The organism is Corynebacterium sp. HMSC066C02 (genome assembly GCF_001814945.1).
In the GTDB taxonomy this organism is placed as follows: Bacteria; Actinomycetota; Actinomycetes; order Mycobacteriales; family Mycobacteriaceae; genus Corynebacterium; species Corynebacterium aurimucosum.
In genome coordinates, this window is record NZ_KV818469.1 from 94,561 (window position 1) to 105,993 (window position 11,433).

Genomic DNA, 11,433 nt, shown 5'->3' on the forward strand with positions numbered 1-11,433 from the left:
TGAATCACACGTCGATCTGACTGAGCTCAAAGTACTCCGGCAATTTCGCGGTTCCTCCCAGACGCAGCAGCTTGACGGCTGGCCGCAGGCGCAGCGCGCGGGTATCGCTGACTGCCTCGTTGTAGAAGCGATGCGCTAGGTGGATGCGACCTTCGGCGTCGGCAAGCACGGGCGGGCGTGACTCAAAGCGCTGCGCAATAGCCGCCGAAAGCTCCCGTTCCCGGGCGGCTCGTTCATCGAAATGCCCTTGCACAAGCTCCGTTGACTCTGCGCGCGCCGCGATAGCCTCAAGCTCAGGAGCCAAGGCACTTATCACTGCTGCGCGGCGATCCAGAGTGGCTTCGAGCTGCGCCAAGGCTGCGTCCGTGCGAATGTGGAGCGAGTTGAGCCGCTGCGCCGTGTACAGCGCCCACATACCTAGTACGAGGAGCACAGCGAGGATGATAACTATCTCGATAGCCATTTATGACACCCGGACCTTTGTGCCATCCGCCACGGTCTCGTATACCTGCATGACGGCTGCGGCCACATGATCCCAGTCGTATTCGCGGGCACGCTCTACCCCCGCCCTAATCAAGGCCTGCCGCTTGTCCGCATTGATCACTAAATCCTGCAACACCCGCGCTAAGTCCGTCGCATCACCGTTCTTAAATAAGGCGCCTGCGGGTTTCTCCGAGTCTGCGTTGCACACCGCGGCGAAGGCTTCCAGATCTGAAGCCACCACTGCGCATCCAGCGGCCATTGCCTCAACAAGAACAATGCCGAAGCTCTCGCCGCCTGTATTGGGAGCCACATAAATATCAGCGCGCCCCAAAATAGCCGCCTTCTCGGCATCACTGACACGCCCCACGAAGTCAACCCCCGGAACGCGTCGCGGGTGTCCCCCGCCCATAACCGTCACCCGGACCGGCTGCGGGAGTAGCGTGAGAGCCTCAAGAAGAATGTCCAAGCCTTTTCGCGGCTCATCGAGCCGGCCCAAGAACACAATCTCAATCTCTGAATCATTCTCTTTATGCTCGGCGCGGGCACGCTCGCGCGCATAGACAGAGGTGTCGACCCCATTAGGGATGAGCACAGGGTCCCCTCCCAACTGCTCAACCTGCCAGCGCCGAGCCATCTCTGAAACCGCAATACCTCCCCGAACCTTTTCCAGATACGGACGGAGGAAAGGCTTAGCCAGGGTCAATGCCAGAGAGCTCGAGGCCGAAGCATGGTACGTCGCTACGATGGGCCCGCGCACCACTGCCAGAGCAGCCATGGAATAACTTGGGGAGTTGGGTTCATGGATATGGAGGATGTCGAAATTTCCCTCGCGGATGAAACGCTTAATATTGCGGCGCACGTGCGGGCCAATAGAGAGACGAGCCACGGATCCGTTATAGGTAATCGGCACCGCCCAGCCACCTTTGCGAACAAAGCTGGGAACCTGCGTGCTCGCCGCTGCGGGCCCGAGTACTTCCACGTGGTGTCCTTGCTCAATGAAGACAGTCGCCAAGTCAAGGATATGAGCCTGAACTCCACCGGGTTCGTCGAAGGAATAAGGGCAGATGATGCCTATGCGCATGATCTGTGTTCTGCCTTTCTACTTCTTCTGGCGAGCGGCTCGCCGCCGCTCCACATCGGCGTTCCAATGCGGCTGCAACATGTGCCAGTCTTCTGGATGTGCCCTGATGTTCTCCGCAAAGCCATCCGCAAGGCGCTGGCATGTCTCCTGCAGGTCAGTGACCTCCACCTCGGGGCTGACCGATAGCCCCCAATCCTTACCGTCAAACCACGAGTGCACGACATGGAGTGCAGCTCCTGTCTCGATGGCCAGCTGGGCGGGGCCGGCGGCAACGTTAGCCTCTTCGCCCATGAAGTCTACCGTCACACCGGTGCGCGTGAGGTCCCGCTCAGACAACAAACACACCACCCCACCGCGTTCCAGAGTGTCCTTCAGACGCGGGTAAGGAGAAGAACTGCCACCGGTCAGTGGCAGGACAGTAAAGCCAAGGCTCTCGCGGTAGTCCACGAAGGCGTCAAAAAGCACCTCTGGCTTCAAGCGCTCAGCCACCGTAGTGAAGCCGCCATAGTGCCCCACGCAGAAGACACCCGCCATGTCCCAATTACCGGAGTGCGGAAGCGCAAAAATCACCCCGCGCCCGGAAGCCACGGAGGCATCAGCATGTTCCTTGCCTCGCAGACCTGCCAATAGATGCCTCTGCAGATCCGGATCCGAATGGATAGCAGGCAGACGGAAAGCCTCGAGCCAGTAGCGCATATAGGAGCGCATCGAATCCCGCACCAACTCCCGCGTGACGTTTTCCGCCCCCACGACCCGGCTCAGGTTCTGGCGCAGCTGTTCCATGCCTTGGCCGTTGTCACTTGCCAGATCCGCGCCGCGTTCGAACAGCCAGGCTGCCAGCGGCTGGGGAAGGAAGCGCACAACCTTCCAGCACGCGATGTATGCGGCGGCGGTCAGCCGGTCACGGTCCAGTAGAGCCACGGTTCGGGAGCCTTTCTGTGTGGGCTGAGGGCGCGGTACCTTCCGGTAGAAGAGAGTGTCAGACTAAATGTGCTTCAGTTCCTTCTTGAAACGCGCCTTGGTGTCCTGACGCGCTGCTTGGCGCATGCGCTGGTAAATGGTGAAGACAGAGCCCACGGCCAGCAGCCACAGGGCAACCTCGAGTGCATAAGGCACGCCCAAGCCTTCCAGCCCCACGCCGCCGAGGCCCAAGATGAGGCGCTCGGGGCGTTCGACGAGTCCGCCGACCATCTTAAAACCGGAGGCTTCGCCGCGCGCCTTGACATAAGAAATGACCTGGGAGCTCACGAGCACCACCATGCAGGCGGCGAAGTTGAGAGGGTGGGCGTTATCGACGTACACCATCCAATAGGCGATCGCTGCGAACAAAGCACCGTCAGTGATGCGATCGCAGGAGGCGTCGAGAGTCGCGCCGAAGTTGGATCCGCCGGTGGTCAGGCGCGCCATGGTGCCGTCGAGCATGTCGAAGGCAGCAAAGAGTCCCGACAGCAGCGCCGCCGCAAAGAGGTGATCAAGCGGGATCAGGATAACCGAAATAGCAATGGTGACGATTGTGCCCACGACGGTGACGACATTGGGTGTGAGCCCCATCTTCAGGAAGAGTTTGGCCACTGGGACCACAACCACGGCGGCGGGTTTGCGCCCATGAACACTAAGCATGCGCTTCTCCTGAAATGATTCCCTCGGCGGCGAGCTCCGCCCACCCCTGCGCCAACAGGGACCGGGTGTCTTTGAGGAGCTGCGGCAGCACTTTGACGCCGTCCACAATAGTCATGAAATTTGAGTCCCCGCTCCAGCGCGGAACGATGTGCATGTGCAGGTGCTGCCCCACCGAGCCGCCCGAGGCGCGCCCCAAGTTAAAGCCAGCGTTGACGGCATCGGGGCCGGAGACCTTCTTTAGGACGCGGATGGCGGCTTGGGCAAACTGAAAAAGCTCGCGAGATTCTTCCTCGGTGAGGTTTTCCAGCTCTGATTCCTGACGGTATGGGATCACCATCATGTGCCCGGCGTTATAGGGGTAGAGGTTGAGAACACAGTAGACAAACTCGCCACGCGCAACGATGAGCCCGTCCTCGTCCGACATCTGTGGAATCTCCACGAACGGATTATGGGCTTCCTTGGGCACGTCGCCGGCGCCGCCCTCACGCTTGATGTAGCTCATGCGGTACGGCGCCCACAGGCGCTCTAAGCGGTCGGGGGTTCCCAGGCCGGTATCGACGTACTCTCCCACTCTGTGTGTTCTCCTTTTCTAACCTCTACCTAGATGCATCCGCCTAGACGCGTTCAGCGATAGTGTCCTTAGTCGGTTGTTCGTTGTTGCGCTCACGAACCCATGCTTCAATCACGTTGATTGCTGTCTCTACGGGCACACCGTTGACCTGGGTGCCGTCGAGGAAGCGGAAGGACACCGCGTTGGCATCCACGTCACGCTCACCGGCCAACAGCATGAATGGAACCTTGCCCGTGGTGTGGTTGCGGATCTTCTTCTGCATGCGGTCATCAGAGGTATCCACGTCAGCGCGCAGGCCGCGTGCGCGCAGCTGTGCACAGACTTCCTCGAGGTGCGGGGCGAAGGTATCGGCGACCGGGATGCCCACCACCTGGTGAGGTGCCAGCCACGCCGGGAATGCACCCGCGTAGTGCTCCAGTAGCACGCCGAAGAAACGCTCGATGGAACCGAAAAGTGCGCGGTGAATCATGATCGGGCGCTGCTTGGAACCATCCGACGCCGTGTACTCCAGTTCAAAGCGCTCCGGCAGGTTGAAGTCCAGCTGCACAGTGGACATCTGCCAGGTACGGCCGATGGCATCGCGCGCCTGAACGGAAATCTTCGGGCCGTAGAAGGCCGCGCCTGCTGGGTCCGGGACCAGCTCGAGGCCGGACTTCTCCGCCACCGACTGCAAGATAGCCGTCGAGCGCTCCCAAATCTCATCCGAGCCAACGTACTTGTTGGGGTCCTTGGTGGATAGCTCCAGGTAAAAGTCATCCAGACCGTAGTCCTTGAGCAAGGAAATGATGAACTCCAGAACCTTGGTCAGCTCGTCTTCGAGCTGCTCCGGGGTGCAGTAAATGTGCGAATCATCCTGGGTAAAGCCGCGGGCGCGGGTCAGGCCGTGGATAACGCCCGACTTCTCGTAGCGGTAGACCGTGCCGAACTCGAAGAGGCGCAGCGGCAACTCACGGTAGGAACGACCACGAGAAGCGAAGATGAGGTTGTGCATCGGGCAGTTCATCGGCTTGGCATAGTAATCCTGAGGCTGCTTAGTGCAGTTGCCGTCCTCATCCCACTCACCGTCGAGCTGCATCGGCGGAAACATGCCATCCGCGTAGAAGTCGAGGTGGCCGGACTTCTTGAACAGGTCTCCCTTGGTCAGGTGCGGGGTGGACACGAAGGAGTAGCCGTCCGCGATGTGGCGACGGCGGGAGTGCTCCTCCATCTCCATGCGCACGGTGGCGCCATTCGGGTGGAAGACGGGAAAGCCGGAACCAATCTCATCCGGGAAGGAGAACAGGTCCAGCTCAGCACCCAGGCGGCGGTGATCACGCTTTTCGGCCTCTTCGACCATGGTCTTGTAGGACTCCAGGGCCTCCTTGGATTCGAAGGCGGTGCCATAAATGCGCTGCAGGCCAGCCTTGGACTGGTCGCCGCGCCAGTAGGCAGCAGAGGATCGCGTCAGGGTGAAAGCCGGGATGTACTTGGTGGTCGGCACGTGCGGGCCGCGGCAAAGGTCAAACCACTCCACCTCGCCGGTGCGGGGGTTTACGTTGTCATAGTGGGTCAGATCTCCGGCGCCCACCTCGGCGGCCTCATCGGAATCTGGATCCACGTTGCCCTTGTCCTGGACCAGCTCCAGCTTGAAGGGCTCGTTGGCCAATGCCGCTTCAGCTTCTTCGGTGGTGGCGTAGACGTGGCGCTCGAAGCGCTGGCCGCCCTTGATGATCTTCTTCATACGCTTCTCAATGGCCTTGAGGTCCTCCGGGGTGAAGGGCTCAGCGGTCTGGAAGTCGAAGTAGAAGCCATTCTCGATGGCCGGGCCAATGCCCAGCTTGGTGCCGGGGAATTCCGCCTGCACTGCCTGGGCCATGACGTGTCCGCAGGAGTGGCGGATAACGGCGCGGCCGTCTTCCTCGCAGGCAGCAACCGGGGTGAACTCGGCGTCCGTGTCCGGGGTGTGGGAAAGGTCGTAGAGGGTTCCATCGGCGCCGCGGACGACGACGACAGCTTCCGGGCCCTTGTTGGGCAGCTCATGCTCGCGCATCGCTGCTCCCACGGCAGTACCGGCGGGGACCGTGATTGGTTCGTAGTTCACCGGGACTGCTGGAATCATTTCCGCCATGACTTGGTGCGCTCCTTTGCGCTCACGCGCCGCTCGACATACCTGGCCGAGCAGCACTCAACGAGAAAGTTACAGCGGCTTAGTCTACCCCTCTTAACTGCGTATGAGCGATTCGCCCCAGAAGGTTTCGCCTTCAGTTCCGGCCGGCATGTAATACACGGCCGAACCAATGTGGCGAATCCACTCATTGAGGCGATCCGCTTCATCAAGGCGCGCTTGAATAGGCTCGAACTGCGTCGTCGGGTCCTTCTGGTAGCAGATGAAGATCAATCCCGCGTTGCTAAGTTCACCGCGCTGGGTGGTCTCCGGAGTCGGCGGCAGGTTGTAGTTATACGGGCGACGCAAAAGCTTTTGTTCTGGATGCTCTGCCGGCGGATGCGCTCTGGCGACATGCGAGTTTTCATCAATGGCTTTGAGCCCAAACTCGTTGCGGGCATCCAGATCCACCGGGTCGAACTCGTCCTTAGCGCCTATAGGAGCTCCGGTATCGAGCGTGCGCCCAGTCGAGTTCTCACGTGCCGCGCGATCAAGCTGCTCCCATGTGTCCAGGTTCATGTGAATGCGGCGTACCACCATGGCGCTGCCGCCGGCGAAGGGGCCGTCTTCGATCCACACCTGTTCGTTGAAGTCTTCATCGCTTCGGGGATTGACCGTTCCGTCCTTTTGCCCAAAGAGGTTGCGCGGAGTCATACCCTTCGGTGCGGAGCCATAGGCATGGCTGAATCCCTGTTGGATCCACGCAACATCGGCGTAATCTTTGCCCGCGCGGGTCATATGCCGCAATACGAAGGCGGCAGTGAAAGGGTCATCGCTGCAGATCTGCAGGACGATATCTGTCTGGCCCCATTCCGGGCGGAGGTCATCATGGTCAAAAGCCTGGATATCGCGCAGCCAGCTGGGCTTGGCGACGTCCACCGTGTCGAAGAATCCCTCTCCCCAACCGCACGTGACGGTGAGGTTTGCTGGGGTGGTAGACAATTCGGGCTCGAGGCTACCCAGCGGGTTCTCACCGGTGCACAGGCGGCGGGCGTCTTCCGTCCATAGGCGCATGAGCGCGGTCGCCCCGCGTGCAGTAGTCCCCTTTTTCAGATTGAAGCCCACCAGCTCCACATGCGCCTGGACCGGGGTTTGGATGCCCGCCTGGTGCTTGCCGTCGAAGGCGACGATATCGCCGCCCATGGTTTCCTCGCGGCGCTCCGGCCCAGTGCTCCCAGCGTCACCAGCCTGCGCTGCGCGGGAGGCATCCGCAGATGCCTGTCCAGGTTCATCCCCTTTCGCACAGCTTGCAAGCGCTACCGCGCTTGCCGCCACAGCACTTCCGGCGAGTAATCCACGCCGGCTGACAGGTTCCGCGAACCCGTTCATCCTTGATTTCTCCCTATCTCGTGAGAACCGATTTCTTGCCTACTTTGGCCCAGAGCACGCTAGTTTCTAGTGCGCGTGCTCTTCCTTCTTCATGTCAGACATGTCTGCGGACTCCGAGTGGTCCATGTGCTCTGCATGGTCCATGGATCCGTGGTCCATATCGCCGTAGTCTTCGTCGCCGGCACCAATGGTGCGCACCGGGATATCGCCGAGCTCGACGGAGGAACCGTCGGCAAGCTCCAGCGTGAGGGTGGCAGTCTCACCGGCCATAACAGGCTCGGTCACGCCCATCAACATGAAGTGGAAACCGCCCGGCGCGAGCTCAATGGATTCGCCGGCAGGGATATCGAAGCCGCCCTCCTTCTCCTGCATGACGCCATCGACAACCTCATGGATCTCATAGTGCTTCGCCTTCACCGAAGAGCTGAAGCCAAGCACGTTGATATCCTTGTCCGTGTTGTTGTGGAGAGTGCCGAAGATAGCGGTCATATCGGAGTCCTCCTCCATGGCGCGCACAACAGCATCCTCGAACGTTACGCCAGACTCAGCGGAGGAAGAAGCCGAAGTACTGGTCTCTGCGTCCTTGTCCTTCTCGGCGCCATTCTCAGCACTAGCTGCAGCGCTCGACGGAGCCGCGGCGGAATCCTCTTCGCTCGGGGAGCAAGCCGCCAAGGTCAGGCTGCCTGCTGCGAGAGCCGCCACGGAGACACGGAGGAAAGAACGGGTATTCAGCATGGGACATGCCTTTCTGCAGTAACAGTAGTTAAGGAAAGTGCGGATTGACTCTCGTCTCATCAGCGGCTGGTGGTGTTTAGCCTTCTGAGCCTTTTCCACCAGCGCGGCGGGTCTTTGCTCCGAAGGCAAAGAGCGCTGCGCCGACGACGAGAACTGCTCCTACGCCAATGATCCATGTGGCCGCGGTGGGCAAGGAGCTCAGCGGATCCTGAGACTCCTGCGCCTCTTCGCCTTCCTTGGCACCATCATCAGAAGCATCTGCAGCCTCATGTCCGCCGGCCCCAGAACCCACGCTAAACGGCACGGAACCGAGCGTGGAGTGGCCATCGGAGGAGGTAATGCGGAAACCTACCTGGTATTCACCATCGCCAGGTTCGATGTCCTGAGGAACCTCAACGGTGAGATTGCGGCCATCAATGGTTGGGGTGGCGTCAAAGAGCACCTCGCCGCTTGACTTATCGCTCACGGCAAAAGTATTGAAGTCATCCCGGGGAATACCAGAGAACTCTAGTGTGATTTCACGCGGAAACTCTTCCAGCGGTGCGTCACCCACCACGTTTCCGCCAATGACTGAGTCATGTGCCACCGCTAGCGGCGCGGACAACCCAATCGCAAGGCCCGCGGCCCCAGCGGCAATTCCCGTAGTGACCTGACGCAGCTGCATTTCCCGGATTACTCCTTGATGGTCTGATGAAACTTTTGGTTGAAGGTTCCCTCATCCTATCGCCGGGAGGGATCCTCGAGCCAATCCTTACCCCGCACGGATTGTGCGGGGTTACCAAGTAGTCGTTGCACGCGGCGGAAAAGTTCCCAGTCCTCTCCAGCAGCAAGGTCGTGTTTCTTATAAGACTTCTAGTGGCTACGTCCGCGCAGAAGGATAACTACCAGGATGATTACGGCAACAGCGATGATGCCCAAGGCCGCAGCTAGGAAATAACCGAGAGCGCCAAGGCCGAGGCCTTTATCCTCATCGGCCCTTGCTGCTTGGTCCACATTTCCTTCGTCACCATCACTCTTCGGTGCCTCAGTCTTGTCCTTGACAGGCTCATAAATGGGCCCTTGGATTGGCTCCCCCAACACCTTGGACGTGAGGTAATATTTCATGGTGGCACGTTTGTCAGTGAAATTGCCTTCACTATCCGCTAGATTATTCCCTTTACCTGCATCCAGTGTCACCACGATGTAGTAGTCACCCTCCAACCAGTTCGCGTTGCCATAAGAGGGTGCAGAATCCGAGCTGAAGCGGTTAGTGAAAGCAATAGGGTTTGCTGCCGAGACCGATCCCTCGTCCCCCTCATCGGGCCAGATCAAAGACTCATGCTCTCCAGCTTTCTCACGAACTGGATTGAGGATAGACACATCGAGGCCTGAGTACTGGAGAGCCTTCTTATCCGAAGCCTCTCCAGCTCTAATTGCGGCAGCCAACTGCTGTCCTTCCTTCATGGGGACCTTGTAGACGTGCGCTTCGCCCTGAACAATGTCGGTTTCGATGGCCTGACCGCTGCAAAGCTCCGTGGCATTGTCAAACCAGTTTCCGGGAGCCATCTGTTCAGCATCGTTGGCGTTGGCATGGAGTTCGCCGTCCAGCTCGCTGCTAAGACCACTAACAAGCTCGTCAATGTTGGATACTGGGTCAACACGGTGAAGCAGAATCTCCACGTCGAAAGGTTCATCGGCCTTGTACTGGCCTGCGCGCATCGCCGTCAAGACCAAGTCGCCCTGGCAATTCTTGGAACCGATTTCGTAGGTATAAGCGCTAGCGTTTGCCAAGGCCTCAGATACAGTGCCGGTGTTCGCACTTTCCCAGTCAGCTGTGCAATCATCTGAGCCTTCGTCGCCACCATGCGTACCCGTTGGCGGTTCTGCACCATCGCCGAAAAATGTCTTCAAATACAGGTCGTTCGGTGTTCCCACTGCACCTTCAAGTGTCTTGTACATCGTCGCCACATAGCGCTCACCCGGCTTGACGGGGATCGACCATGACTCAGCATGGAAATCGGAGCGAGATTCCTCGCCGCCGTTCGGTGGGGCATCCAACTCCGCGCGGAAGATGAAGTCCTCACCAGACTCCCAGCGTGGAAGCTGCGTTGGTTGGCTGATGTCTTCGCTGCCTTCAATCTGTTCGACATCGGATTGATAGATGTCCGCGGCGCGCCCTGCTGCCTTCTTGATCATCGCTGCCAATGAGTCTGCATCATCGGCGTCGAGATACTCGCCGCCAGCGGCATCTGCAATACAGGAGAGCTCCTTTCGGGCCTCCTCATCGACGTTAAAACCAATGGTGTTGATGACCAGATCGACGCCCTGCTCGTGAAGCTCTTTGGCCACCTCACATACTGGCGGCGGCGCACAGGTATCGATTCCATCAGAGACAAGCACAATGGTGCCGTGCTGGCCACCCAATTCCTCGGCGGCCTTCTTCAGGGAATCACCAATCGGGGTGTAGCCCTTTGCATGGAGCGCATCGATCGGGCCAGTGAAAGAATCCCCTACATCCTCTTTGGGGCCACTGACCACGTGGATGTCTTGGCACCCTGCTTCCTGATTCTCTGGTGCTTCGTCGACCGTGCCGCCGTAAGTAACAAGACCTAGTGGGATAGTCCCACCAAGCTCAGAGACGAACTTCTTCGTTGCGTCCTTCGCGGCGTCGAGGCGGGTCTGCCCGCCAGCGTCTTGCGCATTCATCGAGCCAGAAGAATCGAGAACAAGCATCGTCGCGCCGCTCTCGGGATCTGCGGCGTCCCCATCGGGGCCGGACTCCGGGTTATTCGTGGTAGCGGCCTCGGAGCTCGGAGCTGTGCTGGACGACACCCCGGTCGGATTCTGCGCAGACGCTGGCACCGCAACGACGGTGAGAAACGCGATGAGTAGCGCTGCGAGAATAGCAAAGACCCCGCGTAACAGGCCCTGCGGGGAAGACGAAGGTGGAGAAAAGGCTTTCATGATGTCTACTTCCTTGAGACGACAAGACTGTGAGAAACATCATAAACAGCTGACTGGAAGTTCTCTCGCTGACGGGGAAGAGCCCCCTCACCCCCCTTAATCCTCAACCCCCCTTAAAATCCGGGAGACAGAAAACTAAAAGTGCCCCTCCAATTTGGAGGGGCACTCGATGTGGAGCGGATGACGAGACTCGAACTCGCGACCCTCACCTTGGCAAGGTGATGCGCTACCAACTGCGCTACATCCGCGTGACGAGCTCTCGCTCGTCGTGGGCTCCTAGTGGAAACCCTGTGCGCGATACTGGGATTGAACCAGTGACCTCTTCCGTGTCAGGGAAGCGCTCTCCCGCTGAGCTAAACGCGCTCACGGCACCCAGAGTTGGGCGCCTGCTCTTGAGGTGGAAACGGGAATCGAACCCGTGTGCACGGTTTTGCAGACCGTTGCCTCACCACTCGGCCATTCCACCGTGGCGATACCGCCTCACACACTACATGTGCTGGAGCGGATGACGAGACTCGAACTCGCGAC

The 11,433-nt window shown here is 59.5% G+C and carries 10 protein-coding genes and 3 tRNA genes; all 13 read right to left on the bottom strand.

Going from position 1 to position 11,433, the window contains the following annotated elements; genetic code table 11:
• Window positions 1–4 precede the first annotated feature (4 nt).
• The gene (locus tag HMPREF2996_RS09885) at window positions 5–463 is read right to left on the bottom strand and encodes a hypothetical protein (RefSeq protein ID WP_070644906.1); all 459 of its coding nucleotides are present in this window, start codon (window positions 461–463) and stop codon (window positions 5–7) included.
• Complete coding sequence (locus tag HMPREF2996_RS09890; protein WP_070731231.1) at window positions 464–1,564, bottom strand: glycosyltransferase family 4 protein; 1,101 nt, start codon at window positions 1,562–1,564, stop codon at window positions 464–466.
• 18 nt (window positions 1,565–1,582) lie between these two features.
• Window positions 1,583–2,485, bottom strand: coding sequence for a phosphatidylinositol mannoside acyltransferase (locus HMPREF2996_RS09895; protein ID WP_070446788.1), 903 nt, complete (start codon window positions 2,483–2,485; stop codon window positions 1,583–1,585).
• A gap of 63 nt (window positions 2,486–2,548) precedes the next feature.
• Window positions 2,549–3,184 (bottom strand): phosphatidylinositol phosphate synthase, encoded by a 636-nt coding sequence (gene pgsA, locus HMPREF2996_RS09900; RefSeq protein ID WP_070731232.1) that lies wholly within the window; start codon window positions 3,182–3,184, stop codon window positions 2,549–2,551.
• Window positions 3,177–3,755, bottom strand: a complete 579-nt coding sequence (locus HMPREF2996_RS09905; RefSeq protein ID WP_070446786.1) for an ATP adenylyltransferase — start codon at window positions 3,753–3,755, stop codon at window positions 3,177–3,179. Before HMPREF2996_RS09905 ends, pgsA begins: the two co-directional genes overlap by 8 nt.
• Before the next feature lie 43 nt (window positions 3,756–3,798).
• Complete coding sequence (gene thrS / locus HMPREF2996_RS09910; RefSeq protein ID WP_070711294.1) at window positions 3,799–5,862, bottom strand: threonine--tRNA ligase; 2,064 nt, start codon at window positions 5,860–5,862, stop codon at window positions 3,799–3,801.
• 93 nt (window positions 5,863–5,955) lie between these two features.
• Complete coding sequence (locus HMPREF2996_RS09915) at window positions 5,956–7,227, bottom strand: Dyp-type peroxidase (RefSeq protein ID WP_070731234.1); 1,272 nt, start codon at window positions 7,225–7,227, stop codon at window positions 5,956–5,958.
• Window positions 7,228–7,293: 66 nt separating this feature from the next.
• A complete protein-coding gene (locus HMPREF2996_RS09920) occupies window positions 7,294–7,962 on the bottom strand; it encodes a copper chaperone PCu(A)C (protein WP_083313807.1) in 669 nt (222 codons plus the stop codon).
• Between the two features lie 76 nt (window positions 7,963–8,038).
• Complete coding sequence (locus HMPREF2996_RS09925; RefSeq protein ID WP_070731235.1) at window positions 8,039–8,626, bottom strand: copper resistance CopC family protein; 588 nt, start codon at window positions 8,624–8,626, stop codon at window positions 8,039–8,041.
• 188 nt (window positions 8,627–8,814) lie between these two features.
• Window positions 8,815–10,905 carry a vWA domain-containing protein gene (locus HMPREF2996_RS09930; protein WP_070731237.1) on the bottom strand — a complete coding sequence of 697 codons (2,091 nt, stop codon included), beginning with the start codon at window positions 10,903–10,905 and terminating at the stop codon, window positions 8,815–8,817.
• Between the two features lie 172 nt (window positions 10,906–11,077).
• Window positions 11,078–11,153: transfer RNA gene (locus HMPREF2996_RS09935), tRNA-Gly, on the bottom strand.
• Between the two features lie 43 nt (window positions 11,154–11,196).
• Window positions 11,197–11,268 (bottom strand) — tRNA-Val (locus HMPREF2996_RS09940).
• 32 nt (window positions 11,269–11,300) lie between these two features.
• Window positions 11,301–11,371 (bottom strand) — tRNA-Cys (locus HMPREF2996_RS09945).
• Between the last annotated feature and the right edge of the window lie 62 nt (window positions 11,372–11,433).

What these genes read in the sequence shown, in the direction of transcription:
- HMPREF2996_RS09885 (WP_070644906.1), bottom strand. Translation starts at nt 463, where the DNA reads ATGGCTATCGAGATAGTTATCATCCTCGCTGTGCTCCTCGTACTAGGT.
- HMPREF2996_RS09890 (WP_070731231.1), bottom strand. Translation starts at nt 1,564, where the DNA reads ATGCGCATAGGCATCATCTGCCCTTATTCCTTCGACGAACCCGGTGGA.
- pgsA (WP_070731232.1), bottom strand. Translation starts at nt 3,184, where the DNA reads ATGCTTAGTGTTCATGGGCGCAAACCCGCCGCCGTGGTTGTGGTCCCA.
- thrS (WP_070711294.1), bottom strand. Translation starts at nt 5,862, where the DNA reads ATGGCGGAAATGATTCCAGCAGTCCCGGTGAACTACGAACCAATCACG.
- HMPREF2996_RS09915 (WP_070731234.1), bottom strand. Translation starts at nt 7,227, where the DNA reads ATGAACGGGTTCGCGGAACCTGTCAGCCGGCGTGGATTACTCGCCGGA.
- HMPREF2996_RS09920 (WP_083313807.1), bottom strand. Translation starts at nt 7,962, where the DNA reads ATGCTGAATACCCGTTCTTTCCTCCGTGTCTCCGTGGCGGCTCTCGCA.
- HMPREF2996_RS09925 (WP_070731235.1), bottom strand. Translation starts at nt 8,626, where the DNA reads ATGCAGCTGCGTCAGGTCACTACGGGAATTGCCGCTGGGGCCGCGGGC.
- HMPREF2996_RS09930 (WP_070731237.1), bottom strand. Translation starts at nt 10,905, where the DNA reads ATGAAAGCCTTTTCTCCACCTTCGTCTTCCCCGCAGGGCCTGTTACGC.